Below are 25510 nucleotides of genomic sequence, written 5' to 3'. Positions count from 1 at the left end.
CTGGCAGGGCGTTCCTGCACACGGGCCGTCGGGGCCGGCGCGCCGTCGCTGCCGCCAGGGCGCCCGCTGCCTGCGCATCGTCTGCGAGTGCATTGGCGAGGCTCTTGACCTGCCGGCGCCGCGTCTCGATGCCTGTGTGCTGCGGCGCTATTTCGTCACATTGCCACCGGGTTTGCTAGCCTTTTTGCGCCAATGCAGCGCGGCGCTTGCCGCGCATCCTGGCCACGCGTTTACTTCTTGCTGCTTTCTGCCAGCAGGCGCTGGCATTGCGCATCTTCCTCGGCGGCCGGCACCGTCAGCGGCACCAGGGCCAGGGCCGCTGGCGCCACCACGGCGGCGGCCACGGCCGCGCCCGCGCGCAGCAGCAGCGGGCCGGGCTCCACCCCTACCTTAGGCTGGGCGAAACTGCCGCGCACGTACAGCGGCGTGCGCAGCGAGAAGAACTTCCACTTCAGCGACTCGGGCACGATGCGCAGGTCCATGGTCTCCTGCGCCAGGCTGATCTGTCCGGTGGCCTCGATGATGGCCTCGGGCGTGGCCAGCTTGACGTTGCGGGTGCGCGCGATGCCCTGCTTCACGGTCAGGTCGGCAACGGCGCAGTTGAGCTGCACTTCCTTGTCGGCGCCGAACAGCTTGGTGACGATGACGCTGCCCAGGTTCAGCGCGGCCAGGTCCAGGAGCTGCTTGCTGAAGCGGCCATCGCGCACATACAGGCGGATGTCGCCCGAGCTGGTGCCCAGCCATTCGGCAATGGACTGGCCCCGGCCCTCCAGCCCCAGCGCGCCATCCATGCTGCCCAGGCTTTTCTTCATCAGTTCGATCTCGGGGAACAGGGCCGACAGCTGCAGCCCCTGGACCTTGCCCTGGAGGCTGGCCTTGGGCGGCTTGGCGCCGCTGTCCACCACGGCCTCGATGTCCAGCCGGCCCTTGGCCATGCCGAAGCGCAGCGGGGACAGGCGCAGCACGCCGTTGTCCATGACGGCATGGACGCTGAAGTCCTCGATGGGCAGGGCCTGGGGTCGCTCGATGCGGTCGCTCTTGAAGCGCACATCCATGTCCATGGCATTCCACTTGCTGGTGTCAAAGCGCTGCGTGGGCAGGGCCTTGCCGCTGGCCGCCTGCCGGGTCTTCTGGCCCTGCTTGGTGGACGGTGCTCCCACCACCGGCCCCAGGTCGGCCAGGCGCAGCTTACGCGAGGCCAGATCGCCGCTGAGCTTGGGGCGCGGCTTGCCCGATGCGTAGTGCAGCGTGCCGCGCAGGTCGCTCTGGCCCACGCGGCCATCGAATTCCTCGTAGTCCCAGACGGCGCGCCCCGGCTCCAGGCTGCCGACCAGATGGCCATTGGTGTCGAAGGGCGGTGTGCGCGGCAGCAACAGACCCGTCAGCGGGAACAGGTCGGCCATGCTGGAGCCGCGCAGGCGCACCTGCAGGTCCATGCCCTTGAGCGCCCTGGGATTGTCGAGAATGCCCTCGGCGCGGGCGCGCAGGCTGCCCGCATGGGCCCACAGCTTCACGGGAAAGCGTGCCTGTTCGCTTTGCAGGTCCAGCACGGGGCCGATGAGGCCCTGGGCCTCGACCGTGGCCTTGGCGATGCGCCCGGTCAGGCCGAAGCGCATGCCATACGGAAAGTCTGGACTGGGCGGCTGCACAAGGCTGTCCAGACGTGCGCGCACCGCCATCTGGCGCACGCCATCGCTCCAGCCCACCAGGCCGCCGCGCAGGCTCAATTGCGCTACCTGAAAACGCCAGCGCGGCCCTGTGTGCTCGGGGCGCTTGAAGGTCCAGTTGTTGCTGCCATCCTTGCGCCGGGCAAAGACCAGGTCAGGGCCTTCCAGTTGCAGATGGTCCAGCAGCACATGCCGGCCCAGCAGCGGCCACAGCCGCAGGCTGGCCGTGGCGCGCGCGGCCGTGGCCATGGTGTCGGCGTCGCGCGGGGGTGGGGCCATTTTCTCGTCGGCCAGGACGATGCTGTCGCTGTCGATCTTGGGCGCGGAAGGGCTGGCCTGCGAGTCCTTGTCCTTGCCTTCGTCCTTGTCCTTCGCCTTTCCCTTGGGCTGTTCCTTGGCTTTCTCCTCGGGCAGGCGGCCCTTGTTCAACTGGTCGGGCGGCGCAGGCAGGGCGGGCAGCTCGGCACTGCCCTTGGCCGGTTCCTGCTCGACCTGCCAGCCTTCGGGCTGGCCCAGGGCCAGTTGCTCGGCCTCGATGGTCACGCCCGGGACCCAATGGCGCCAGCCCTGGTCCAGGGGCTGGGGCCAGGTCCAGCGCAGGCGCAGGTCGCCTTCAATGGCGAAGTGGCGGCCTGTGCTTTCGCTGACGCGCTCGTTGACCCAGGGCTTGGCCCGGTTCCAGTCGAAGGTGGCGATCAGGACCACAACCGCGGCGAGCAGCAGCACCAGGGCCGACACCGTCCACAAAAGGGCGCGCAGCCAGCGGCGGCGGGCTGGGCGGTGGGGTGCTGGTGTGGCGGGGCTGTGGTTCGCTGTGTCGGTCGCTGTGTCTGTCATGGCGCAGGGGGCCGCTAAATGGGGTTCGGTCCATCCTATCGCCATGAAAACGCTTGCCAAGGCCCGGGACGCGCTGGCGGGCAGCCGGCAGGCCCGCATACAGGAGATTGACCTACAGCGCGGCCTGCGGCGGGGAAGGGGCCGTCATCACGGCGTCTCCTGGCCCTGGCGCAGCCGGGTGGATGCCAGGGCGGCCACCACCAGCAGGCCCGCCATGATGAACAGGCCGTTGCGCGTGCTGCCCGTGGCCTGTTCGATCATCCCCATCACCGTGGGGCCGATGAAGCCGCCCACCAGGCCGCAGGTATTGACCAGGGCTATGCCGCCCGCCAGCCCCGCGCCCGCCAGCCGCGAGGCGGGAAACAGGAAGACCACGGACTGCACCACGAAGAACATCAGCGCCGTCAGGCTGAAACCCAGCAGGCCCAGGGCGGGCGAGGCCTTGCCCGCCAGCGCGGCCACCAGCAGGCCGGCGGCCATGGTGGCCAGGCCCGCCAGCAGCATGCGCCGGCAGCGCTGCGGGTGGGTGGCAAAGCGCGGCAGCCAGGCCGCACCGATGGCGGCTGCGATCCAGGGCACGGAGTTGAGCGTGCCGATCTGCAGCGGCGAGAGCTGGCCGTAGGTGCCGATGATGCCCGGCAGGAAGAAGATCACCGTGTAGATGCTGATTTGGTGGCAGAAGTAGACAAGGATGGCCAGCCAGATCTGGCGGTCGCGCAGGCAGTCCCGGAGCGAGTGGCCCACCTGGCCGGCGCTGGCCTGCTGGTCCTGCTCGGCCTGCAGGCGTTGCAGTACCTCGCGCGATTCGGCGGCCGTCAGCCAGGGCGCGCTGGCCGGGCCGTCTGGCAGCTTCTTCCAGACCACCCAGGCCAGGGCCACGGCGGGCAGGCCCTCGATCACGAACATCCACTGCCAGCCATGCCAGCCCAGGAAGCCGTCCATCTGCAGCAGCGCGCCGCCCACGGGGCCGCTGAGGATGTTGGCAATGCACACGCCCAGCAGGAAGTAGCCGATGGCGCGGGCCCGTTCCTCGCGGCCGAACCAGTAGGTCAGGTAGAGCATCACGCCGGGGAACAGCCCCGCCTCGGCCGCGCCCAGCAGCACGCGCATCACGTAGAACGAGGTCTCTCCGGTGATGAAGGCCATGCCGGCCGACAGCAGGCCCCAGGTCACCATGATCCGTGTGATCCAGAACCGCGCGCCCACCCTGTGCATGACAAGGTTGCTTGGCACTTCCAGCAGGGCGTAGCTCAGGAAGAACAGCCCCGCGCCCAGGCCGTAGGCGGCCGCCGAGATGCCCAGGTCCACCTCGATGTGCGACTTGGCCAGCGCAATGTTGGTGCGGTCTATGAAGCTGATCACATAGGACAGCACCAGCAGCGGCATCAGCCTGCGGAAGATGCGGGCGTTGAGCAGCGACTGCCTGTCGCCGGCGGCAGGCTGCGGCCGTGCGGGCGGCGCGTGAACAGGGGAGGGCGATGGGTGATGGACCATGGCAAATCCTTGGAAAGATGGGTGGAGGAAAGCGGAGTCAGGCGGTGGCGGTGGAGGCGGCGTTGCCGCGCGTGCCCAGCTGCAGGGCCACGCCGCCCAGCGCGCAGCCGGCCATGACCAGGAAGCACAGGGCATAGCCGCCGGGGCTGGTCCAGCCGCCGCCCAGGGCGATCAGGCTGCCCATCAGCACGGGCGCGATGCCGCCGCCCACGAACATGGCGGTGGTGATGATTCCGTTGGCCGTGGAGGTGGCCGCGGGCTGGGCGCAGTCCGAGGCCACCGCGTAGTAGATGGGCCAGACCGCATTGGCGACCAGGCCGAACAGCAGCTGCATCACCACGACCAGGGCCATGGTGTCGGCGAAGTAGAAGGCGCCCACGCTGGCGGCCATCCACAGGCCGCAGATCACCAGGGTGACGCGGCGCCCGATCACGTCCGACAGGGCCGGCCAGACCAGCTGGCCCAGGATGCCGGTGAGCGTGAACACCACGCTCATGCCTGCCGATTCGGCCAGCGACAGGCCCATGATGTTGTAGAGGTAGGCGGGCAGCACCACGTTGATGCCCATGTAGACCACCTGCGTGAGCAGGGTGTTTCCAGCCGTCAGGGCGATGCTGCGGTTGGCCAGCGTGCTGCGCAGGGTGCGCCAGGCCTGGCCTTTTTCCACCTGCGCCGCCACGCTGGCCTGCGGCGGGGTCATGCCCCGGGCGGCGATGTCGGCATACAGCAGTTCCATCTTCTGCGGCGTGGAGTAGCGCGCCCAGAACCACATCAGCGGGATGGCGACGACCAGCGCGACAAAGAACACATAGCGCCAGTTCTCCTCGCCGAAGGCGTACAGCACAAAGCCGGCGACCAGGCCGCTGAGCATGGCGCCCACCGGATAGCCCGTGTGGTGGGCGCCCAGCGCGAAGCCGCGCCGCTCCACCGGCCACCACTCGGCGGTGTTGCTCACGCCCACGGGCTCGCCCCAGCCGGCGCCCAGGTTGACGCCGACGCGCAGCGCCACGAAGCCCCCCAGGCTGCCGCTCAGCGCCTTGAAGCCCGAGGCGAACGACAGCGCCGTATAGCCCAGCACCAGGGGCACCTGAAAGCGTGCGCGCTTCCAGCCCGCGCCGTAGCGGTCGCTCCAGATCGCCCCGGGAATGTCCAGCACGGCCAGGGCCAGCATCACGATGGTGGCCACCGTGCCCCATTCGTCGGCCGACAGGCCGAAGTGCCGGGAGATGGTCGGCCCCAGCCGCAGCACGATCTCGCGGTCGTAGGCATTCAGTACCCAGATCAGCCAGCAGACCAGCAGGGATACCCATGAATAGCGGTGGATCTGGCGCAGCGAAGCGCGCGGGGCCTGGGCCATGACAGTCTCCCGGGCACCAGCGGTGGGTGCCGTTTCATTGTTGTATGGATGAAGGCGCCGCTTCGCGGGGCGGGCGGCGTTGCGGTGCGAAGGCTCCGGGCCTGCATGCCCGGCTCCGCGCTCAGGCGCCGAAGCGCTGCTCGGGCAGGCCACGCACGCCCAGCCCCTTGACGGAGAACAGCGCGCCACGGGACTGGCCGTCGCCCGGGAAACGCGGCAACGGCGGCTTGCCCATGGAGGTGACGTACAGCGTGTCGAGCCCGGGCCCGCCGAACATCACGCTGGTCACCTTGCGCACCGGCATCTCTATCACCCGGTCCACCCGGCCGTCCGGCGTGTAGCGCACCAGCTGGCCCGCGTACACCAGGGCCTGCCACAGGCAGCCTTCGGCATCGACCGTGGCCCCGTCGGCCGCGCCGCCACCGCTGGTGTCGACCGGGGCGAAGGTCCGGCGGCCGCTGGCATGGCCCGTGGCCGTGTCGTAGTCGTAGGCCCGGATCTCGCCGCTCCACGTGTCCGAGAAATAGAGCGTCGTGCCGTCCGGGCTCCAGCACGGGCCGTTCGAGCAGATGATGCCCTCGTCCAGCACATGCAGGCTCAGGTCCGTGTCCAGCCGGTACAGCCGCGCCGAAGGCTGCTCCTCCAGGGTGTCCATGGAGCCGAAGACGAAGCGGCCCTGCCGGTCCACCTTGCCGTCGTTGAGCCGGTTGCCGGGAAGGTGGGACTCGGGGGCGACGACCAGCTCCAGCTCGCCGCTTTCCAGGTCCAGCGTGTGCACGCCGCCGTGCAGTGCCACCAGGGCCGAGCGGCCGTCGCGGCGCAGTGCCATGGAGCCAATCTTCTGGCCGACTTCCCAGGCGCGCAGTTCCCGCCCGTCGGCCGTGCAGCGGAAGATGCGGCCGTCGAAGCTGTCTATCCAGTACAGGCGCTGCTGCCCGACGTCCCACAGCGGGCCTTCGCCCAGCGTGGTCTTGAGGTCGGCGACGATATCGATCTGCATGGGAGTCTCCTGTTCGGTGGCATGGGGGCTGGCCCGGGAAGGCGATTCAGAAGGCCACGTTGGCCGCACCCTTGAGGCCCAGCATGCTGCGCGCCTCGTCAGGCGTGGCGACGTCGACATTCAGGGCCTCGAGCACGGTGCGGATGCGGCGCACCTGCTCGGCGCTGGAGGTGGCCAGCTGGCCCGGGCCTATCCACAGAGAGTCTTCCAGCCCCACGCGCACATGCGAGCCCATGGCCGCGCCCATGGTGGCCAGCGGCAGCTGGTTGCGCCCGGCGCCCAGGATGGACCACTGGTAGTTGCTGCCCAGCAGGCGGTCGGCCGTGCGCCGCATGTGCATCAGGTCCTCCGGGTGGCCGCCGATGCCGCCCAGGATGCCGAACACCGACTGCACGAACACGGGCCCCTGCACCAGCCCCCGGTCCACGAAATGCGCCAGGTTGTGCAGGTGGCTGATGTCGTAGCACTCGAACTCGAAGCGCGTGCCCTGGGCCTGGCCCAGCCGCAGGATGCCTTCGATATCGGCAAAGGTGTTCTTGAAGACCAGGTTGCGGCTGTTTTCCAGGTGCTCGCGCTCCCAGGCGTGCTCCAGGTCCTTGAAGCGCTCCAGCATGGGGAACAGGCCGAAGTTCATCGAGCCCATGTTCAGCGAGGCCAGCTCGGGCTGGAACTCGGTGACGGGCCGCATGCGCTCTTGCACCGTCATGTGCGGGCTGCCGCCCGTGGTGATGTTGACGATGGCATCGCTCTCGGCACGGATCGCCTTGAGAAAGGGGCGGAACAGCTCAGGGTCCTGCGAAGGGCGCCCGTCGCGGGGATCGCGGGCATGCAGGTGCACGATGGCGGCGCCGGCCTCGGCGGCATCGATGGCGGCGCGCGCAATCTGCTCGGCCGTCACCGGCAGGTGGGGCGACATGCTGGGCGTGTGGATGGCGCCCGTGGGCGCGCAGGTGATGATGGCTTTGGTGCGGGTGGCCATGGAAGGTCCTTGCGAACGGTGAAAAAGGCGAGAAGAGGAGAGGAGGAGAGGGCGCTCAGCTCAGCGCCTGGGTCAGGCCATCGACGGCCAGCTCCTGGCCCGTGACATGGCCGGCCAGCGGGCTGGCGGCAAACACGGCCATGTTGGCAATGTCGCGCGCCGTGGCCATGCGGCCCAGCGCGGCCTGGTGCGTGTAGCTGCGCGTGACGTCTTCCAGCGGCATGCCGCGTGCCTGCGCCTTGGCGGCAATCACGTCGCGGATGCGCGGGCCGTCCACGGCGCCCGGCAGGATGGCGTTCACCCGGATGCCGTCGGCGCCCAGCTCCAGCGCCAGCGACTTGGTCAGGCCGATCACCGCCCACTTGGACGCCGAATAGGCCGTGCGGCCCGGCATGCCCAGGTGGCCTGCCGCCGAAGACAGGTTGACGATGGCCGCCTGCCGGCCCTCGCGTGCCGATTGCCGAAGCCGGGGCACGGCCAGCCGCGTGCACAGGAAGGCGCCGGTGATGTTCACATCCAGCGTGCGCTGCCAGTCGGCCAGGTCCAGCGTCTCCACCGCGCCCGTGGGGCCTGCCACCCCGGCGTTGTTGACGAGGATGTCCAGGCCGCCCAACTCGTTGTCCACGGCCTTGAACAGGGCCTGCACCTGCAAGGCATCCGACACATCGGCAAGACGGCCGCTGGCGCCGGGCAGGGCGTCAGCCAGCGCATCCAGGCTGGCCTGGGCCAAGTCACAGACCATGACGCGCGCGCCGGCCTCGGCAAAGGCGCGGCTGATTTCCAGGCCGATTCCGGCGGCGCCCGCCGTCACCAGGACGCGCTGGCCGGCCAGAAGATCGTTTTTCCACATGCGGGGACTCCTTGGGATCTCAAACAAAGGTGAAAGGGATTCGGGTTGGGTTTGGATTTTGTATCTGTGATCACAGATAAAATATGGTGAATACCCTATGCGGCATGACAGCGGCGGCGCCGCGCTACCATCGCCGCCATGGCCATCAACGAACTAGTCACCCCACTCAAACGGCAGACCCTCAGCAGCGATGTCTATGCACAGCTCAGGGAATTGCTGATCACGGGCCAGATGATTCCGGGCGAGCAGATATCGCTGCGCACCACGGCCAGCGCGCTGGGCGTCAGCGTCATGCCCGTGCGCGAGGCCGTGCACCGGCTGGTGGCCGAGCAGGCGCTGGAACTCACGCCCAACCGCGCGCTGCGCGTGCCGTTGATGACGGAAAGCGCCTTCCGCGAGATCACGCGCATCCGCGTCAACCTCGAAGGCCTGGCCACGGAGCAGGCGGCCCGGCAACTGCCGGCCGCCGAGCTGGAGCGCATCGCCGCCCTGCAGGACCGCTTTGCGGCCGAGATGGCCAGCGCCTCGCCGGACGGCGCGCGGCTCATCGCCTTCAACAAGGATTTCCACTTCGCCGTCTACAGCGCGGCCGGCATGCCCATGCTGCTGCAGATGATCGAGGCGCTGTGGCTGCGCATAGGCCCCATCCTCAACCACGACATGCGCTCGGGCTCGCGCCGCGTGAGCGAACAGGTGGCGGTCGGCCACCACGCGCGCCTGGTCGAGGCGCTGCGGCGCGGCGATGCGCCTGCCGCGAAGGAGGCGCTGCGCGGCGACATCGAAAGCGCGGCCGATTACATCGTTTCGGCGGGCGTGCTGGTGACGGCGGACAGCGGGTTGAACGGCGTGAGTGGACTGAGCGGGCCAGCCTCGCCAGATGAAGAAGCCCGGTGACACGCAGAGGAATGAGGTAAGGAAGTAAGATTTCCGTGTTTTCTCTCATTTGCAGGAGCCGGCCATGCTTGCCAAATTGACGTCGAAGAACCAGATCACCCTGCCCAAGGCCGTGGTGTCCGAGGTGGAGGCCGCAGAGTATTTCGAGGTGGCCGTGGAAAACGGCCGCATCGTGCTCACGCCCGTGCACGTGCAGCGTGTCCAGCGCGCACAGGCCGTCCGCGACAAGCTGCAGCAGATGGGCATCACCGAAGAGGATGTGCAGGAGGCGACCTCCTGGGCGCGCAAATGATGCGTGTCGTCCTGTACACCAACGTCGTGCTCTCGGCATTGCTGTTCACGTCCGGCCGTCTTGCGTGGATACGCCGGGCCTGGCAGCACCAGCAGTTCAAGCCCCTGGTCTGCAGGGAAACGGCCAGCGAATTGCTGCGTGTGCTCGCCTACCCGAAGTTCAAGCTGTCAACGGCCGAGCAACAGGCCTTGCTGGAGGATTTCCTGCCCTGGGCCGATGTCGTCACACTGCCGCAGCCCTGGCCTGCATTGCCGCTGTGCCGGGACGACAAGGACCAGGTGTTCCTGGTGCTGGCGCATGTGGGCCGGGCCCGGGCGCTCATCACCGGCGACGGCGACCTTCTGGCGCTGCGTGACAGTTTTCCCGGCCTGATCGTGACGCCCGATGAGTGGGCAGCGCTGCACAAGCGCTGAGGGCAGGAATCCATGCACAACGCCCACGACCCCAAGGTTCTTCCCATACGCGACGGCGTCAGCCCCAGCTGCGTGGTGCTGCCCAGCCAGGGCGGCGGGTTGCTGATCGATTTTCTGGCCGAGCGCCTGCCGGCCGTGGCGCGCGAAGACTGGCTGCGGCGCCTGGCGCTGCGCGAGGTGGTGGACGAGCATGGCCGCGCCGCCGATGCAGCCACGGCCTTTGCGCCGGGCCTGCGTTACTACTACTACCGCGAGCTGCAGGCCGAGCCGCCCATCCCCTTCGAGGCCGAGGTCCTCCACCGCGACGCGCATCTGCTGGTGGCCGACAAGCCGCATTTCCTGCCCGTGGTGCCGGCCGGCAAGTACCTGCAGCAGACGCTGCTGGTGCGGCTCAAGCGCGAGTTCGACCTGCCCGAGCTGTCGCCCATCCACCGCATCGACCGCGATACGGCGGGGCTGGTGGTGTTTTCGGTGCAGCGCGCCACGCGCGGCATCTACCAGGCGCTGTTCCGCGACCGCGCCATCCACAAGACCTACGAGGCCGTGGCCCCCTGGCGCGAGGACGTGGTTTTCCCGCGCACGCATGAAAGCCGCATGGAGGAAAGCGGCCATTTCTTCCGCATGCACGAGGTGGCCGGCACGCCCAACACCCGCACCCGCATGCAGGTGCTGGAGCAGCGCGGCCGCTGGGCGCGCTACCGGCTGGAGCCGGAAAGCGGCAAGCGCCACCAGCTGCGCGTGCACATGGCCGCCCTGGGCCTGCCGCTGTGGGGCGACGGCTTCTATCCCGAAGTGCATGACATGCCCGAGGGCGACTACTCGCGCCCGCTGCAGCTGCTGGCGCGCAGCCTGGCCTTCACCGATCCTCTGGACGGCCAGTCGCGGCGCTTTGACAGCCGCCGCCAGCTGCTGCCGCTGACCGACCTGTAGAGGCTTTTCCACTGCCGGAAACCGTTGGTTTTTTGCCCATGGCCCCGCCATGGGATAGGCCGGTTGCGGACATTTAACGGACAACTTTGTCCGATAATTGTCCGCATGACTTCCAAAAGACCCAGTGCCGATATCCGCCGCGCCCAGCTGCTGGACGCGGCCGATGCCGTGTTCTCCGAGCATGGCGTGACCGCGCCGCTGGACCTGGTGGTCGAGCGCGCCGAGGTCGGCCGCGCCACGCTGTACCGCCAGTTTCCTGACCGGCGCGCGCTGATGCTGGCGCTGCTGGAGCGTTCGCTGGACAACATGCGCAGCGCGGCCGAAGCCATGGCCGAGGATGACGATGCCTTCTACAAGCTGCTGTCGCGCCTGGCCGAGCGCATTGCGGTCTCGGCCCCCATCACCGATTACTGGCGCACCGTGGAGCGCGGCGACGAGGTCATCGCCCAGGCCCGCGTTGCCATGTGGCAGATCTTTCGGCCGGCCATGGACCGGGCCGTGGCCTGTGGCCATTGCCGCCAGCCGCTGACGCAGGCCGAGCTGTCCCTGGTCTTCGGCATGCTGGGCGCCTCGCTGCGCGGCGAGACGCCGCAGCAGCGGCGCACCCTGGCGCGCAAGGCGCTGCAGATCGTCTGGCAAGGCCTGAAGGCCTGACATGGCCACCACACCCACTCCACCGGGGCCCGTGCTGCCCCCGTCGCCCCCCGTCGTCTACCTCAAGCCCCCGCCGGACTGGGAAGAGCATGAGAAGCCCAGCCTGCCGGGCTCGCCGTCCATGCCGCTGCACCAGCCGGCCGTGCGCGCCGCCTATGGCCTGATCGCCGTGCTGGTGGCGCTGACGGGCGGCCTGGGCAATGCACTGTTCACGGCCAACCTGCCCACCATCCAGGGGCAGATGGGGCTGACGTCTTCCGAGGCCGCCTGGCTGACCGGCGCCTACGTCATGCTCAACATGACGGCCAACCTGCTGGTCTACAAATTCCGCCAGCAGTTCGGCATGCGGCTGTTCGCCGAGATCGGCCTGGGCCTGTATGCGCTGCTGACGCTGCTGCACCTGGTGCTGGGCAGCTACACCAGCCTGCTCATGCTGCGCGCGGCCAGCGGCCTGGCGGGCGCCACCTGCAGCACGCTGGGCACGCTCTACATGCTGCAGGCCGCGCCGCGCAAGCATGTGCTCAAGATGCTGGTGATCGGCGTGGGCCTGGGGCAGATCGCCACGCCGCTGGCCTGGATCCTGTCGCCGGGCCTGCTGTTCAACAGCGAGTGGCACAACCTCTACCTGTTCGAGGCCGGCCTGGCCCTGATTTCGTTCGCGGGCGTGGTGGTGCTCAAGCTGCCGCCGGGCGTGCACATCCGCAGCTTCGAGCGGCTGGACTTCCTGACCTTCTTCCTCATGGTGCCCGGCGTGGGCCTGCTGATCGCCGTACTGGTGCAGGGCTACAACCACTGGTGGCTGGACACGCCCTGGCTGGCCTGGATGCTGATCGGCTCCATCGTCCTGCTGAGCGTGGCGCTGTACATCGAGCACCACCGCCGCAATCCCATGCTGCAGACGCGCTGGTTCGTGCTGGCGCCCACGGTGCGCTTCGTGATCGGTGCGCTGCTGCTCCGCTTTCTGACCACCGAGCAGACCTATGGCGTGATCGGCATGCAGCGCATGCTGGGCATGACGGTGGACCAGATGCAGCCGCTGTTCATCGTCATCCTGCTGGGCACCATCGCAGGCATTGCCGTGTCGGCGCTGACCTTCGGGCTGGAGAACATGGGCAAGCAGATCGTGGGCTCCATCGTGCTGTTCGCGCTGGCGGCCTGGCTGGACCACAGCCGCACCAGCCTGGCCCGGCCCGAGGACTTCTTCGGCAGCCAGTTCCTCATGGCCGTGGGCGCGGGCCTGTTCATGGGGCCGCTGATGCTGATCGGCGTGGTGCAGGGCCTGAAGTTCGGCGCGCACTACATGCTGACGGCCATCGTCACCATCTCCATGACGCAGGCCATGGGCGCGCTCATGGGCTCGGCCCTGCTGAGCACCTACCAGATGCACCGCGAGCAGGTGTATTCGGCCGCCATCGTGGCCGATGTCGATCCCACCGACCCCATCGTGGCCGACCGCCTGCGCCTGCAGCAGCAAAGCCTGGCCCGCGTCATTGCCGACCCGGCCCTGCGTGCGGCCCAGGGCACGGCCCAGCTGGCGCAGGCCGCACGCCGCGAGGCCAATGTGCGCGCCTACAACGACGTGTTCGCCCTCACGGCCGGCGTGGCCGTGCTCTACCTGCTGTGGATGCTGGCCCTGGCCGGCCGCGCACGCCAGCGCGCCTTCGTGGAGCGCATGCGCGCCGCTGCTGCCGATGCCTCGGCCATGCGCGGCACCGATGCCGCCGCGCCGCAGGACGCGCCGGGCCAGCCGCCCACCCAACCCGTCGCCCGCGCCTGAAACCGTTCGCCCAGAGAAAAGACAACAACATGAGTGACTCCGAAAATTCCAATGGCGGCACGGCCGCCTCTGCCTCGCCTGCGCCGGCTCCCGCTGCGGCGCCTTCGCCTTCGCCTTCGCCATCGCCATCGCCATCGCCATCGCCATCGCCCAAGCTCATCAAGCCCTCGCTGCGCAGCGTGCTGGTGATGCTGGTGGTCGCACTGGCCGGCGTGCTGCTGGTGCTGCGTGCCTGGAACCTGTTCCCCTTCGCGGGCACCGTGGTCAGCACCGACAACGCCTATGTGCGCGGCGCCGTCACCGTGCTCGCGCCCCAGGTCAGCGGCTATGTGACCGAGGTGCTGGTGCAGGACTACGAGAACGTCAAGGCCGGCCAGCCCCTGGTGCGCATCGACGCACGCACCTACGAAGCCGCCCAGGCCCAGGCCCAGGCCCAGCTGGCCAATGCCCGCGCACAGCTGGCCAATGCCGACCAGACCCAGGCCCAGAACCGCGCCACGCTGGGCGCCAGCCGCGCCGGCCTGGCGGCGGCGCAGGCCGAATCCGACCGCGCGGCAGCCGAGCTGCAGCGCGTGCAGGCGCTGTCCGAGCGCGGCTCCGTCTCGCTCAACGAGCGTGACAAGGTGCGTGCCACCGCGCGCCTGGCGTCCACCAACGTGGCCAAGGCCCAGGCCGACATCGAGATCAACGCCCAGAAGATCAAGGCGACGACGGTGAACCGCGCCTCGCTCGAAGCCCAGGTCCAGATGGCCGAGGCCCAGCTGCGCCAGGCCCAGATCAACCTGGACAACACCGTGGTGCACGCGCCCGGCGATGGCCAGGTCAGCGAGGTGGGCGTGCGCCGGGGCCAGTACGTCACGGCCGGCTCCCAGCTCATGTACGTGGTGCCGCACACGCTGTGGGTGGTGGCCAACTTCAAGGAAACCCAGACCGCCCAGGTGCGCATAGGCCAGGCAGTGCGCTTCAGCGTCGATGCGCTGGGCGGCGCCCACCTCACGGGCCGCGTGCTGGAGATCGCGCCTGCCACTGGCTCGGAATTCAGCGTGCTCAAGGCCGACAACGCCACGGGCAACTTCACCAAGGTCGTGCAGCGCCTGCCGGTCAAGATTGCAATCGATCCCGACCAGGAGCTGGCCGCGCGGCTGCGCGCGGGCATGTCGGTGGTGGTGCGGCTGGATACGGCGCAGCCTGAGCCCCAACCCGCACAGCAACCCGCACAGCAGCCCGCACCCCAACCGGAGGCCCGCCCATGACCGCCCGCGCACTGGCCATGGCCATCGCCTGCGCCGCCGCGCTGGCCGGCTGCAGCGTGCCGCCGCTGAGCATCGCGCCTGAAGCGGCCCGGCCCCCCATGCCCGCCCAGTGGAGCGGGGCAGGGCAGGAGCCGGCCGCCGCCGTCCAGGCATCGTGGTGGCAGGCCTTTGGCGATCCGCTGCTCACGCGCTGGGTGGAACTGGCCCAGTCCCGCAACAACGATGTGCTGCTGGCCCTGTCGCGCGTGGATGAGGCGCGGGCCAACCTGGTTGTGGCAGGCGCTGCGGGCCTGCCCCAGCTCTCGGCCACGGCCGGCGCCTCCACAGGCCGCAGCCTGGGCGCGCGGGGCCTGGCGCACACGCGCTCGGTTCAGCCCGGCCTGCAGGCCAGCTGGGAGCCTGATCTGTGGGGCCGCATCGCCCACCTGGAAAAGGCCGCTGCCCTGCGCCTGCAGGCCAGCGAGGCCGACCGCGACGCCGTGGCCCTGGCCGTGGCCGCCACCACGGCCCAGGCCTATGTGGGCCTGCGCTCGCTGCAATCGCAGCTGCAAGTGGCCCAGGCCACGGCCCGCTCGCGCGAACAGGCCCTGCGCCTGGCTGACGATCAGGCGCGCGTGGGCTACACCTCGCAGCTACAGCTCACCCAGGCCCAGGCCGAGCTGCAATCCGTGCAGCAGGCCGTGGAGCAGCTGGAGCTGTCGCTGGCGCGCCAGCGCACGGCGCTCCTGCTGCTGGCCGGCGGCGAGGGTGACGAGCAGGCAGCCGCGCTCATGGCAACAACCGACGGCCAGTCCGCTGCGCTGGGCGCACCGCCGCCTGCGCCGGCGGCCGGCCTGCCTTCGGCCTTGCTGCAGCGCCGCCCCGACATTGCACGGGCGCAGCTGCAGCTGGCGGCCGCCGACGAAAGCCTGGCCGTGCAGCGCACCGCCTTCCTGCCCCAGGTCTCGCTGACGGCCAGTGCCGGCAGCCTGCTGGTCAACGCCCTGCAATACCACCCGGCCACGGTCTGGGCCCTGGGCGGCAGCGTGCTGGCGCCGCTGTTCACGGGCGGCCGGCTGCAAGGGCAGTTCGACGCCGTGACCGCCCAGCGCGACCAGGCCGCCTATGCCTACCGTGGCGTGGTGATCAAGGCCCTGGCCGATGTGGAAAACGCCCTGGTCGGCACCCAGCGCCTGCAGTCGCAGTGGCAGCACGCCAGCGAGCGCGAGGCGGTGCTGCAGCGTTCCCTGGGCTTTGCCAAGGACCGCTACGAGGCCGGCTACGCCAGCTACCTGGAAGAGCTGGACGCCCAGCGCAATCTCTTCCAGGCCCAGCAGGAAGTCATACGCCTGCGCCAGAGCCAGCTGGAAAACGCCATTGCGCTGTACCAGGCGCTGGGGGGCGGCTGGCAGGCCGACGCTGCACCTGTCGCCAGCTCCGCCCGCTGATCAGACCTTCTCGATGCGCGCAGGCAGGCCCTGGCGCACCGTGGCGCCGGACACCCAGTCCACCCACACGTTTTTGCAGCCGGGCCGCGTGGGATCGGCAAAGCCCAGGTCATTGAGGTTCACGCCATTGGCATGCTCGGCGTTCACCGGCATGGGCTGGCCGTCGATGCTGTGGCGGCCCGCGCCCAGCTCGCGGTGGCCGTAGCCGTGCTCGATGGCCACGGTGCCCGGCATCACGCCGTCGCGCACCATGGCCACGGCCGTCACCGCGCCGCCCGGCGTGCGGATGCGCACCGTGTCGCCGTTGGCGATGCCCAGCCGCTCGGCGTCATCGCGGTGCAGGGACACCGGGTTGTGCGGATGCACCTGGCGCAGCCGCGAGACGGCAATCGACATGGAACTCATCAGGTTGGACTTGTACGAGGTCAGCAGCAGCGGCCATTGCTGCTCGCCGAAATGCGTGCGCATGGCGCTGCCGTCGGCCAGCCGCGCCGGATACCAGGTGGGGCAGCCGCTGTAGCGCTCGCCCGTCATGGCGTGGCGCATGCGGGCCAGCTCCTCGCTCCACACTTGCAGGGCAGGCGCGTGGGCCTTGCGGGTGTGGCCGTCCTTCCAGGCGTCCTCGATGCGGTCGAAGCGCCCGCCGCGCGTCAGCAGCATGGCCACCTGACGCCATTCATCGTCCTTCAGGCGCTGGCGCAGCGCGGGCACCAGCCTGTCCACGCCGGTGATGGCGATGTCGTCATCGCTGGCCGCCGGCACGGGCTTGCCGCCTGCCCAGGCCACGTTGGCCAGGGCGTGGATGAAGAAGTCCTCGGCCGAGCGCAGCGCATGGGGCTGGCCCTGGGCGTCCTTGATGGCGGCCTCGCCAAAGCCCGGCAGGCCCAGCCGTTCTGCCACGGCGAAGAGGAAGCTCTCCACGTTCACGGGCTGGCCGCCGGCCGTGCGCGCCACGGCGGGCTGCACCACGGGCCAGCGCACGGTGGAGCTTTTGGCCACCACGTCGGCCCAGGGCGCCGAGATGCCCCAGCTCTCGTAGGTCACGGTATCGGGCACGATGAAATCGGCCAGCGCGCTGGTCTCGTTGATGAAGGGGTCGATGGAGACGATCAGCGGCAGCTTCTTCGGGTCCTTGAGATCGTCCACCAGCGCATTGCGAAAGCCCGCAATGCCGTAGACGGGGTTGCTCATGTGGTTGATCCAGGCCTTGGCGCGGTAGGGGTAGCCGGCCAGCGCGCTGGCCAGCATCTCGCTGGACAGGCCGCCCACGGCCGGATACCACGGGGCCTGGGCGGCGGGGTAGTCCTTCGCGCCCTCGGGCTGGCCCCCGCGCTTGCGCTGGAATTCCGCGCTTTTCTCGTAGGGCTGGCGGTGGCGTGACAGCGCCAGGCCGCGCGGCTTGACCTTGCCGTCGAAGTTGGCGAAGTCGTAGCGCGGGCCGGGGCCGAAGGGGCCGAACGGGCCGGCATCCAGCACCAGCCCGCCTTGCACGTTGAGGTTGCCCACCAGGGTGTTGAGCATGCTGATGGCGTAGGCGGTGTAGAAGCCCGCGCCGCTCATGGTGCCGCCATGCGCATCGGCCACGGCGCGCTTGCCATGGCTGGTGAACTCGCGCGCCAGCGCCTCGATCTCGCCGCGCGCCACGCCGCACAGCGCCGCGTACTCGTCCAGTGTCTTGAGGCTGGCCTGCTCATGCAGCTTGGCCAGCGAGGAGCAGACCGACAGCTCGGGGGCCTGGTCTGCGCCTTCGGCCTTCAGGCCGGGCACGGCCACGCGGGTGCGCACCATCAGCTGTGCAGGCTCGGCCTGGGTGTGCGGCGCCAGGCTGCCATCGGCACGCTGCACCACGAACACATCCTGGGCCGGCTTGCCGTCTTCGGCTGGCGCAGGCAGGGCCCAGCCCAGGTCGGCGCCGCGCAGAAAGCTGCCATGGCGCGGGTGGCCGGGCTCGTTGACCAGCAGGTGCGTGGCATTGCTCCAGGACGCCTCGCCCGCCGCCTGCATGGCGGCCGGGCCGGGCTGGGCGAGAAAGCCCGTGTCATGGCGTGCCTCGTCCAGGATGACGCGGATCAGCGCCATGGCCAGGGCCAGGTCGCTGGCCGGCTTGACGGCCAGCCAGCGGTTGCCGCTGCCTGCAGCCAGGCTGGACGAGGTCGGCAGCACGGGCGAGACCACCACGTAGCGGAAACGGTTGTCCTCGCGCGAGCGGGCCTCGGCCAGTTCGCGGCCCTGGCGCTGGAAGGGGTTGCCGGACTGCGCGGGCGCCGCGCCGATGAACAGGCCGAAGCTGGCATGGCTCCAGTCCGGCTTGCCGTGCGGCATGCCGGGCAGGTCGCCCAGGGCCGCTGCCGCGCCCACGCGAAAGCTCTGGCCGCAGTAGGCGCCGTGGTTGCTGACGTTCACGGTGCCGAAGGACGGCCCCGCAAAGCGGCGCAGCAGCTGGGCGCGGCCTTCGTTGGAGGCGTCGGTCACCAGCAACTGGTTGGAGCGCGGGCCGAACTCGGGGTTGTCGGCGTCCAGCGGCGTCCTGGTGTCCCAGATGGCGCGCAGGCCCTCGACCTGGCCTTCGCCGAACAGATCGCCGCCCTCGCAGACTTCCTGCACCAGCTGCTCGAAGGAAATGCTCTGCCAGCGGCCGCTGCCGCGCGGGCCCACGCGCTTGAGTGGGGTGAGCACGCGGTGCGGCGCGTTCTGGTGCTCCAGCATGGACGAGCCGCGCGCGCAGGCCGTGGCCCGGCCTTCCAGGCCCAGCTCCTTGCCCAGTTTGGCGTAGACCTCGCGCACGGGTTCTTCCATGGCGGCCGGGCGCGTGGTGGCCAGCGGGTGGTAGGGGTTGCCTGCCACGCGCAGGATGCGGTTGCTGGCGGTATCGACACGCACGCGCACGCCGCACTGCGTCCAGCAGCCCAGGCAGCTGGACGGGCTGACCACCTGGCCGGGCTGGGTGGCGAGCGCGCCCGTGGCCGGGTCGATGCGGAACTCCGGCGTCAGCGAATTGCCGCGCGTGGCGCTGGCCGTGGGCGTGCCCGAGGTGCCTGCGACCAGGCCCTTGGCACCGCGCGCCAGTGTTTCACCGTAGCCGGCCGCGAAGGCGGCCAGCCCACCGGCGGTGAGTCCGCCGCGCAGCAGCAGGCGGCGGCGTGTGGCCTCGGCATCCAGGGAATCTTCGGGAGCTTGGGGGAGTTTCTTCTTGTCGGTCATGAAAGGCTTTCTGTGGCGCAGCCGGCCGGTGGCGGGCCGCGCTCCGTGAATGGGTGAGGGGTCGTCAGGGCGGCGTTGTCAGAGGGCGCGGGCCGTGGCCGAACGCGCGGGAAACAGCTCCAGCGCCCAGGTGGCCAGCGTCACCAGCGCGATGCACAGGCCGGCCACGCCCAGCATGCCCAGCAGGCCGTCGCCGCCCAGCGGCATGTGGTAGATGTACAGGCCCGCGCCGTACTTGGGCACGCCCTGCACGCCCATGAACAGCGCCCAGCGGAAGGCCCAGGCCGCGGCGGCCAGGCCCAGCCCCAGGGCCAGCGTGTAGCGCGGGCAGGCCATGCGCTGCCCACCCCGCACCAGCGCCCACAGCAGGGCGGCACCGGCCACGGCCGAGCCCAGCATGCTCAGGCGCCAGACCGGAAACTGCTGCCACAGCTGCAGCGCCGCCTGGAAGGAGCGGCCCTGGCCCAGCCAGCCGGCAACGGCCCAGACCGCCACCATGGCCAGCAGGCACAGCGCCAGCGCCAGGCCCAGCACGCGCAGGGCTTGCAGGGCGCCGGCATCGGGGCGGTGGCGGGCGGGCAGAAAGCGCGCCGTCACCAGCATGCAGCCCACCGTGGCCAGCCAGCCCGTGAGTGCCAGGTTCAGCGGCACCCACAGCGTGTTCCACAGCGGGCGCGAGCGCACGGCCATCAGCTCGGCGCCGGTATAGGCGGTGATGGTCAGCGCAGACACGGCCAGCAGCGGCGCCAGCCAGCGCAGCCACTGCGGCCGGCCCAGCCACCAGGCCAGCACGAAGGCCAGCGCCAGTCCCACGAAGACCGGCAGCAGCAGGGCGCCCACCGACATCCACGACCACGGCGTGAAGTGCGCATAGAAATGCCAGAAGCGCGCAGGCTGGTGCAGGTCGGCCAGCAGCGACACGGGCGCCGCGATGGCGCTGACGGCCAGCACCAGCACGGCGGCCGGCAGCAGGCGCGCCATGGCGCTGGCGCGCGGCGCCCAGGCGCAGGCGGCGGCCAGCAGGGCGGCGCCCGTGGCAATGCCGGCCAGGAAGAAGTACTGCACGGCCCAGGGCAGCCAGGCCGATTCGTAGGCGGGGGTCAGGAGTTCGACGATGTGCATGGGGTGCTCCTTGCGTTCAGTGGGAAGTGACCAGCCGCACGCTGGCCTGCCCGTCCACGCCGTCGACGAAGGCGTCGGGCAATCCCAGGTAGTACACATGCGGGTCCGTGCCCATGGCGGGCTTGAGCACCTTGAGGTCCTTGGCGTGCTCGCGCATGCGCTGGCGGATCTCGCTGCCCTCGTCGTTGAGGTCGCCGATCACGCGGGCGCCGCCCACGCAGCTTTCCACGCAGGCCGGCAGCAGTCCGGCTTCCAGGCGGTGCTCGCAGAAGGTGCACTTGTCGGCGGTCTGCGTCTCGTGGTTGATGAAGCGTGCGTCATAGGGGCAGGCCTGCACGCAGTAGCCGCAGCCCACGCAGCGCTCGTTGTCCACCAGCACGATGCCGTCGCTGCGCTGGAAGGTGGCCTGCACCGGGCAGACCGGCACGCAGGGCGGGTTGTCGCAGTGGTTGCACAGGCGCGGCAGGTTGAGCATGGCCGGCGGCAGGTCCTCGTTGCCCGCGTGCTGCACCTCGTACTGCAGCACCGTGGTGCGGAACTGGCCCAGCGGTGGCAGGTTCTCCATGGAGCAGCTCACCGTGCAGGCTTGGCAGCCTATGCAGCGGCGCAGGTCCACCAGCATGCCGTAGCGCCTGCCGGCCTCGCCGGGACGGCGCGGTGGTTGAAAACCTGGGGTGCCGGGCGTGGCCGCCGCCACGGGCAGGGCCACGGCCGCCATGGCGGCGGCCAGCAGATCCTGCAGGAAGCCGCGCTTGCCGGCGGCGGGCTGCGCATGGGGGACGGTGCGGGCGGGGATGTCCTGGGAGGAGGGCTTGCAGCTGCAGTCGTTGCAGCCGCTGCCGGCGCGGGATGTTTTTGGCATGGCCTGTCTTTCATCGTCCTGCGGCCACGGATCGTGGTCGCTCAAACTCAATAAAGCATTAAAAATATGCTTTTTATATTGAATTTAATATATGAAATTCAGGGCCTTGGCGGCTTGATGTGAGTCAAGTAATGGGCTTGCAAAGTGCCACCGACTGCCTGCCATGGACAGGCGCCCAAGGCAGTCCATAGCGTGTGGCGCAGGGATTAAGACGGGGTTAACAGGGTGACTGCATTCCTCGGGAATGCGGGGCGCGTATCGGAAATCACCCTCTTGTTTCCGTGCGCGGCCCCGGTCTACGCTGCTTGTGTCGCCACTGCCAAGGAGTTCTCCATGAACCATGCCCTGAACAGCCTTGCTTCGGAACTGGACCTTGCCGCCGAAGCCGGCGAGCACCTGAGGCTGCAATTCACACAGGCCTGCGTGGACCGCATCGCGCACCTGCTGGAAGACCCGGACGTCATCCGCTGCGCACAAGGCCTTCGCCGCTACCTGGACGGCCAGATCGACAGGCAGGAGCTGGACCGCCTGGCCCGCGAGGCCGCCAGCCTGGCCAACCACCACCAGGGATCACGCTCCCTCGACGGCTGCGGCCATGCCGCCGTGTCCGCCACCTATGCCACGGCCCATGGGCTGGCGGGCCGGGCGCTGCAGGCGGCCGACTATGCGGCCTACGCCATGGTCTATGGCGAGGGCGGCCACGGCGCCGTCACGGACCGCGAGTCCTTCGAGCCCGAGTACCAATGGCAGGCGCGCTGCCTGGCCTCGCTGGCGCAGGCCGCTCAGCAGCGCACGTAGCACCAGGCCGACTGCTGCAGCAGGGCCAGTGACTCGATGCCGCCCTGCGGCAGCACGCGCATGCCGGCAGGCGCCTCGCGGCCGAGCTTCTTGAGCGTGTTCGGGCAGACCAGCGCATGGGCCAGGGCGGCCGCATCCAGATGCTGCGGCGTGCCCGGCGCGGCGTCCAGCAGCGCCTCGACGGCCGGGCCGTTGATGACGATGCGGACCTCGGCACCGGGCCGGTCCTGGCGCAGGTTGGCCAGATTGCTGCGTGCACGGGCCAGGGCGCCGGGCGTGGGCGCATGCAGCACGATGCGCAGCGGCGGCGCATCCGGCCGGGCGGGGAACAGGTCGCTCCAGTCGCTGGAGGAGGTGGAAGCGGCGGGAGAACGGCTTGTGCTCATGGTCGTCCTCGTCATTTCCTGCCACGCGGCCCCATGACCTCTTCCAGCAGGCCCGGCGGCAGGCCGGTGCGTACCTGCACCACTCCCTTGTCATCCTTCCAGACCAGGGCCGGCGTGGCACGCAGGCCCCAGGTGGACATCAGCGAGGCATGGTTGGCCAGCACCTGCCGCGTGGCCTGCGGCACCGGGGCCAGCGGCGTGGCGCCCGCGCCCTCTGCGCTGGCGCGGCCGGCCTTGGCATAGGCGCGTGCGTGCTCGGCCAGGGCCTGCTCGGGCTGGCGCGCGGTCAGCAAGGCGGCGGCCTTGCCCTCGCTGCTGGGCTTGAGGATGCCCACCAGAATGTGGCGCAACTGCACCTGGCCGCTCTCCACCCAGGGCCGGGCATCGTTCCACAGCTGGTTGCAATAGGGGCAGTTGGGGTCGGTGAACACATAGACCGTACGCGGCGCGTCGGCGCGGCCATCCGGTATGGACTGGGCACGCTGCACATCGCTCCACAGCTGCTCGCCCATGGGCTTTTGCACGGCAGCCTGCAGGGCCTGGGCGTTCACGTCGCGGCCCTGGGCGTCGATCACCGTGCCCAGCACCCAGTGCTTGCCGTCAGGCATGCGGTAGATGGGCACGGGCTGGCGGTCGCGGTAGGCGGCCCAGGCCTTGAGTCCGCCCACGGCCGGCAGCGGTCCCACCAGGGTCAGTCCCTGCTGGGCCAGAAACTCCTCCGATGGCAGCTCGGACGCCGCGGCCGGCAGGGCCAAGGCTGCCGACAGGGCCAGGGCTCCTGCCACTGCAGGCAGGGGAAACAGGGGGGAAGCGCTCATGAACATTCCTTCAGATGCTGGGCCAGGCTGGCGCGCGACAGCTCGCCCATGCGCATGCCGCACAGCCGGCCGTCGGCGCCATAGAAATAGGTGGAAGGCAGGCCCCGCTGGCGCCAGTGCCGGCCGGCCTGCTGCTGCGGGTCGAACAGCACCTGGGCCAGCGGCAGCGGGGCCGTCGCCTGCTCGCGCCGCAGGTAGCCCATCACGGCCTCGGCTGACTCGCCCTGGTTGATCCAGATGAAGCGCACATCGGGCCGTTGCTGCTGGGCCTGGGCCAGCACCGGCATCTCGCGCCGGCAGGGCGGGCACCAGGTGGCCCAGAGGTTGATCACCATGGGTTTGCCGTCGGATTGCTGCAGCTGCTGCAGCGAGACCGGCTGCGCCTGCCCGTTGACCAGGGTGAAGGCCGGCAGGGCCGGTGCATCTGCGGACGGCAGCGCCTGCAGCAGGCTGCCCAGCACCAGCAGGGCCGCCCCCGCGCCCAGCGCCAGCCCTGTGGCGCGGCGCAGCACCGGGGAGCGGCGGCTGCGCCACAGCATGTACAGCAGCGCGGCCAGCAGGCCGGCCCAGAGGTTCCATCCCCCGTCGCGGATATCGACGACACGGCCTGCGAAGGCCGGCATCCCGCTCCAATCCCAGGGGGCCGGCGCGTACTCTGTCCACCACTGCGCGACATAGGCCAGGCGCGCCGCCAGCAGGCCGGCCAGGGTGCTTTGCCACAGCAGCGCATCCACGGCCTGGCCGGTGCGCCTTTCATTCCTGCGCGCCAGCCACTGCGCCAGCAGCCAGGCCAGCATGGCCACCACCACGCCCATCGGCAGGACCAGCGGGCCCAGCGCCAGGCTGGCGGGCAGGTGCAGCCAGGCGCCCAGCGCCGATAGCGCTGACGACCCGCCAGGCTCGGCCGGTCCGGCAAGAACAGGCGAAGGCGCCAGCAGCAGGCCAGCAAGCAAGGGCAGGAAGGACGAAGGAAGAGGGGATGACCGGAGATGCATGGAAGGGAGTTTCAGCCATGCAGGCTGACAGGTCGTGGATGCTGGCAGCGGGGAATTAACGGGGGGTTAACGGCCTCATGGCGTCACGGCCTCACCTGGCTTGCCGGGCGGCAGCGCCACCTCTTGCGCTCGCAGGAAAAGGATTTTCTGCAATCGCAAGAAAATCCATCTCATCGATCGAGGGGGTACGACTCACACTCATAGGTGACACATCAGTACAAGGACATGGGTAACAGATCCAAGCTTGGCAGCTGTAGCCAACAGCAGCCAAGGAGCGATCACCATGCCCTGGAAGGAGTGCGCACCCATGGACGAGAAACTGCTCTTCATAGCCGACCATCTGCGCAGTGGCGTGCCGCTGAGCGAGCTGTGCAGGCGCTACGGCATCAGCCGCAAGACGGCCTACAAGTGGGTTGAGCGTTACCGCCAACTGGGCATGGATGGATTGCAAGAACGCAGTCGCAGGCCCCACGGGAACAATCAGGCGATCAGCTATGCACAGCGCCGGGCCATCATTGAGCTGCGCACGCAGCAAAGGTCACAGATGGGGCCCAAGAAGCTGCACGCTTTGCTCCTGCAGCGTTGGGGCCCACAGGAGACACCCAGCAAAACCACCATCTACAACGTGCTGAAGGCTGAGGGGCTTGTTTGCAGCAGGCGTGTACGCAGACGCTCGGTGCCTACGGCCCAGCCCTTGCGAACGAGCAAGCAGCCCAATGGGGTGTGGAGTGCAGACTACAAAGGCCAGTTCAAGACAGCCGATGGTCACTGGTGCTATCCATTGACCATCATGGACCACGCCAGCCGCTATTTGCTGGCCGTGCATGTCTACGACAGCCCCAACTACGAGGATGCCAAACGCAGCTTTGAACAGGTGTTTCGGCAATACGGACTGCCCGAGCGCATACGCAGTGACAACGGTCCGCCGTTCGCGACTACTGGCGTGGCGGGCCTGTCACGCCTGGCGATATGGTGGATAAGGCTGGGCATCAGGCCGGAGCGCATCGAGAGGGGCAAGCCACAGCAAAACGGTCGCCACGAGCGGATGCACCGCACGCTCAAGCATGCCCTGGGCAAAGAGCCTGCGGCGGACAAAGCGGCATTGCAGATGCAGCTCGATGCCTTTGTGGAGCACTACAACCAGCAGCGCCCGCATGAGGCCTTGCAGCAAAGCATGCCGGCCCAGCACTACAGCGACTCGGCCAGGCCATACCCCTCAAAGCTACCCGAGCTGCAGTACCCGAAGCATTGGGAACGAGTTCGAGTCAGCCACAACGGCCTGATTTACTGGCGAGCGCTGCGGGTCTACATCGGCTACCTGCTGGCGGGGCAGTGGATCGGGATGCAGGAGGTGGCCGCTGGCCAGTGGGATGTGTATCTGGGGCCGGTGCGACTGGGCTGCTTCAACGAAGAGGATGTGCGAGGACCCCAGAAGGACTATGTGAGCTTGAGGTGTTACCCATGTCTGTGAGCTGAGTTGTTACCCATGTCCTTGACACGTACA

22 protein-coding genes are annotated in these 25510 nt (G+C 69.3%); 10 read left to right on the top strand and 12 right to left on the bottom strand.

Features of this window, described 5'->3' with window-relative positions; genetic code table 11:
• Positions 1 to 230: 230 nt before the first annotated feature.
• The 6 genes from BW39_RS10230 to BW39_RS10205 form a co-directional block, all read right to left on the bottom strand.
• Complete coding sequence (locus BW39_RS10230) at positions 231 to 2504, bottom strand: AsmA family protein (RefSeq protein ID WP_043821534.1); 2274 nt, start codon at positions 2502 to 2504, stop codon at positions 231 to 233.
• Positions 2505 to 2651: 147 nt separating this feature from the next.
• Positions 2652 to 3998 carry an MFS transporter gene (locus BW39_RS10225; protein WP_043821532.1) on the bottom strand — a complete coding sequence of 449 codons (1347 nt, stop codon included), beginning with the start codon at positions 3996 to 3998 and terminating at the stop codon, positions 2652 to 2654.
• A 37-nt stretch (positions 3999 to 4035) separates the two neighbouring features.
• Positions 4036 to 5355, bottom strand: coding sequence for an MFS transporter (locus tag BW39_RS10220; protein WP_043821531.1), 1320 nt, complete (start codon positions 5353 to 5355; stop codon positions 4036 to 4038).
• A gap of 121 nt (positions 5356 to 5476) precedes the next feature.
• A complete protein-coding gene (locus tag BW39_RS10215; RefSeq protein ID WP_013802021.1) occupies positions 5477 to 6355 on the bottom strand; it encodes an SMP-30/gluconolactonase/LRE family protein in 879 nt (292 codons plus the stop codon).
• Between the two features lie 46 nt (positions 6356 to 6401).
• Positions 6402 to 7334, bottom strand: a complete 933-nt coding sequence (locus tag BW39_RS10210) for a 3-keto-5-aminohexanoate cleavage protein (RefSeq protein ID WP_043821529.1) — start codon at positions 7332 to 7334, stop codon at positions 6402 to 6404.
• A 55-nt stretch (positions 7335 to 7389) separates the two neighbouring features.
• Positions 7390 to 8184 carry an SDR family oxidoreductase gene (locus tag BW39_RS10205; protein ID WP_043821527.1) on the bottom strand — a complete coding sequence of 265 codons (795 nt, stop codon included), beginning with the start codon at positions 8182 to 8184 and terminating at the stop codon, positions 7390 to 7392.
• Between the two features lie 138 nt (positions 8185 to 8322).
• Between BW39_RS10205 and BW39_RS10200 the strand changes: the two genes are divergently transcribed.
• The 8 genes from BW39_RS10200 (at position 8323) to BW39_RS10165 (ending at position 15824) form a co-directional block, all read left to right on the top strand.
• Positions 8323 to 9078, top strand: a complete 756-nt coding sequence (locus BW39_RS10200; RefSeq protein ID WP_013802024.1) for a GntR family transcriptional regulator — start codon at positions 8323 to 8325, stop codon at positions 9076 to 9078.
• 64 nt (positions 9079 to 9142) lie between these two features.
• Positions 9143 to 9370, top strand: a complete 228-nt coding sequence (locus BW39_RS10195; RefSeq protein ID WP_012206056.1) for an AbrB/MazE/SpoVT family DNA-binding domain-containing protein — start codon at positions 9143 to 9145, stop codon at positions 9368 to 9370.
• Complete coding sequence (locus tag BW39_RS10190; RefSeq protein WP_043821525.1) at positions 9367 to 9783, top strand: putative toxin-antitoxin system toxin component, PIN family; 417 nt, start codon at positions 9367 to 9369, stop codon at positions 9781 to 9783. The genes BW39_RS10195 and BW39_RS10190 overlap by 4 nt, the downstream gene beginning before the upstream one ends.
• A 12-nt stretch (positions 9784 to 9795) precedes the next feature.
• Positions 9796 to 10713, top strand: coding sequence for a pseudouridine synthase (locus tag BW39_RS10185; RefSeq protein WP_043821523.1), 918 nt, complete (start codon positions 9796 to 9798; stop codon positions 10711 to 10713).
• A 105-nt stretch (positions 10714 to 10818) separates the two neighbouring features.
• A complete protein-coding gene (locus tag BW39_RS10180) occupies positions 10819 to 11367 on the top strand; it encodes a TetR/AcrR family transcriptional regulator (RefSeq protein WP_034394679.1) in 549 nt (182 codons plus the stop codon).
• Position 11368: 1 nt separating this feature from the next.
• Entirely contained in the window at positions 11369 to 13144 is a 1776-nt protein-coding gene (locus BW39_RS10175) for an MFS transporter (RefSeq protein ID WP_012206052.1), read from the top strand.
• Between the two features lie 29 nt (positions 13145 to 13173).
• Entirely contained in the window at positions 13174 to 14397 is a 1224-nt protein-coding gene (locus BW39_RS10170) for an HlyD family secretion protein (RefSeq protein ID WP_043821520.1), read from the top strand.
• Positions 14394 to 15824: an efflux transporter outer membrane subunit gene (locus tag BW39_RS10165; RefSeq protein WP_043821518.1), complete on the top strand. Its 1431-nt coding sequence runs from the start codon at positions 14394 to 14396 to the stop codon at positions 15822 to 15824. The genes BW39_RS10170 and BW39_RS10165 overlap by 4 nt, the downstream gene beginning before the upstream one ends.
• On the opposite strand, the gene BW39_RS10160 is transcribed toward BW39_RS10165, so the two are convergent.
• The 3 genes from BW39_RS10160 to dsrO all read right to left on the bottom strand — a co-directional run bounded on the left by BW39_RS10160 (position 15825) and on the right by dsrO (position 21009).
• On the bottom strand, positions 15825 to 19025 hold the full coding sequence (locus tag BW39_RS10160; protein WP_043821516.1) for a tetrathionate reductase subunit A: 3201 nt from the start codon (positions 19023 to 19025) through the stop codon (positions 15825 to 15827).
• A gap of 78 nt (positions 19026 to 19103) precedes the next feature.
• Entirely contained in the window at positions 19104 to 20147 is a 1044-nt protein-coding gene (nrfD, locus tag BW39_RS10155; protein WP_043821514.1) for an NrfD/PsrC family molybdoenzyme membrane anchor subunit, read from the bottom strand.
• A gap of 16 nt (positions 20148 to 20163) precedes the next feature.
• Positions 20164 to 21009, bottom strand: a complete 846-nt coding sequence (dsrO, locus tag BW39_RS10150; protein ID WP_043821589.1) for a sulfate reduction electron transfer complex DsrMKJOP subunit DsrO — start codon at positions 21007 to 21009, stop codon at positions 20164 to 20166.
• Positions 21010 to 21342: 333 nt separating this feature from the next.
• On the opposite strand from dsrO, the gene BW39_RS10145 reads away from it, so the two are divergent.
• On the top strand, positions 21343 to 21807 hold the full coding sequence (locus BW39_RS10145; protein WP_012206046.1) for a hypothetical protein: 465 nt from the start codon (positions 21343 to 21345) through the stop codon (positions 21805 to 21807).
• Here the strand turns inward: BW39_RS10145 and BW39_RS10140 are convergent.
• The 3 genes from BW39_RS10140 to BW39_RS10130 are packed head-to-tail and all read right to left on the bottom strand — an operon-like array spanning position 21792 to position 23964.
• The gene (locus tag BW39_RS10140; protein WP_043821512.1) at positions 21792 to 22193 is read right to left on the bottom strand and encodes a DsrE family protein; all 402 of its coding nucleotides are present in this window, start codon (positions 22191 to 22193) and stop codon (positions 21792 to 21794) included. The two genes, BW39_RS10145 and BW39_RS10140, sit on opposite strands and share 16 nt — an antisense overlap.
• An 11-nt stretch (positions 22194 to 22204) precedes the next feature.
• Positions 22205 to 23011 (bottom strand): thiol:disulfide interchange protein DsbG, encoded by an 807-nt coding sequence (gene dsbG / locus BW39_RS10135; RefSeq protein WP_043821511.1) that lies wholly within the window; start codon positions 23009 to 23011, stop codon positions 22205 to 22207.
• A complete protein-coding gene (locus tag BW39_RS10130; protein WP_235264191.1) occupies positions 23008 to 23964 on the bottom strand; it encodes a TlpA family protein disulfide reductase in 957 nt (318 codons plus the stop codon). The genes dsbG and BW39_RS10130 overlap by 4 nt, the downstream gene beginning before the upstream one ends.
• A 325-nt stretch (positions 23965 to 24289) precedes the next feature.
• Here BW39_RS10130 and BW39_RS10125 point away from each other — a divergent pair, with 325 nt between their 5' ends.
• Entirely contained in the window at positions 24290 to 25477 is a 1188-nt protein-coding gene (locus BW39_RS10125; protein ID WP_043821507.1) for an IS481 family transposase, read from the top strand.
• Positions 25478 to 25510: the final 33 nt, after the last annotated feature.

Source organism: Delftia sp. RIT313 (assembly GCF_000632165.1).
Taxonomy (GTDB): Bacteria; Pseudomonadota; Gammaproteobacteria; order Burkholderiales; family Burkholderiaceae_C; genus Comamonas; species Comamonas acidovorans.
This window is presented reverse-complemented; position numbering and strand designations above follow the sequence as displayed.

Bases quoted from the DNA above. Each gene is read 5' to 3' on its own strand.
- BW39_RS10145 (WP_012206046.1), top strand. From the start codon at position 21,343: ATGAACCATGCCCTGAACAGCCTTGCTTCGGAACTGGACCTTGCCGCC.
- BW39_RS10195 (WP_012206056.1), top strand. From the start codon at position 9,143: ATGCTTGCCAAATTGACGTCGAAGAACCAGATCACCCTGCCCAAGGCC.
- BW39_RS10175 (WP_012206052.1), top strand. From the start codon at position 11,369: ATGGCCACCACACCCACTCCACCGGGGCCCGTGCTGCCCCCGTCGCCC.
- dsrO (WP_043821589.1), bottom strand. From the start codon at position 21,009: ATGCCAAAAACATCCCGCGCCGGCAGCGGCTGCAACGACTGCAGCTGC.
- BW39_RS10225 (WP_043821532.1), bottom strand. From the start codon at position 3,998: ATGGTCCATCACCCATCGCCCTCCCCTGTTCACGCGCCGCCCGCACGG.
- BW39_RS10220 (WP_043821531.1), bottom strand. From the start codon at position 5,355: ATGGCCCAGGCCCCGCGCGCTTCGCTGCGCCAGATCCACCGCTATTCA.
- BW39_RS10170 (WP_043821520.1), top strand. From the start codon at position 13,174: ATGAGTGACTCCGAAAATTCCAATGGCGGCACGGCCGCCTCTGCCTCG.
- BW39_RS10160 (WP_043821516.1), bottom strand. From the start codon at position 19,025: ATGACCGACAAGAAGAAACTCCCCCAAGCTCCCGAAGATTCCCTGGAT.
- BW39_RS10140 (WP_043821512.1), bottom strand. From the start codon at position 22,193: ATGAGCACAAGCCGTTCTCCCGCCGCTTCCACCTCCTCCAGCGACTGG.
- BW39_RS10185 (WP_043821523.1), top strand. From the start codon at position 9,796: ATGCACAACGCCCACGACCCCAAGGTTCTTCCCATACGCGACGGCGTC.
- BW39_RS10215 (WP_013802021.1), bottom strand. From the start codon at position 6,355: ATGCAGATCGATATCGTCGCCGACCTCAAGACCACGCTGGGCGAAGGC.
- BW39_RS10230 (WP_043821534.1), bottom strand. From the start codon at position 2,504: ATGACAGACACAGCGACCGACACAGCGAACCACAGCCCCGCCACACCA.
- BW39_RS10125 (WP_043821507.1), top strand. From the start codon at position 24,290: ATGCCCTGGAAGGAGTGCGCACCCATGGACGAGAAACTGCTCTTCATA.
- BW39_RS10190 (WP_043821525.1), top strand. From the start codon at position 9,367: ATGATGCGTGTCGTCCTGTACACCAACGTCGTGCTCTCGGCATTGCTG.
- nrfD (WP_043821514.1), bottom strand. From the start codon at position 20,147: ATGCACATCGTCGAACTCCTGACCCCCGCCTACGAATCGGCCTGGCTG.
- BW39_RS10180 (WP_034394679.1), top strand. From the start codon at position 10,819: ATGACTTCCAAAAGACCCAGTGCCGATATCCGCCGCGCCCAGCTGCTG.
- dsbG (WP_043821511.1), bottom strand. From the start codon at position 23,011: ATGAGCGCTTCCCCCCTGTTTCCCCTGCCTGCAGTGGCAGGAGCCCTG.
- BW39_RS10210 (WP_043821529.1), bottom strand. From the start codon at position 7,334: ATGGCCACCCGCACCAAAGCCATCATCACCTGCGCGCCCACGGGCGCC.
- BW39_RS10165 (WP_043821518.1), top strand. From the start codon at position 14,394: ATGACCGCCCGCGCACTGGCCATGGCCATCGCCTGCGCCGCCGCGCTG.
- BW39_RS10205 (WP_043821527.1), bottom strand. From the start codon at position 8,184: ATGTGGAAAAACGATCTTCTGGCCGGCCAGCGCGTCCTGGTGACGGCG.
- BW39_RS10200 (WP_013802024.1), top strand. From the start codon at position 8,323: ATGGCCATCAACGAACTAGTCACCCCACTCAAACGGCAGACCCTCAGC.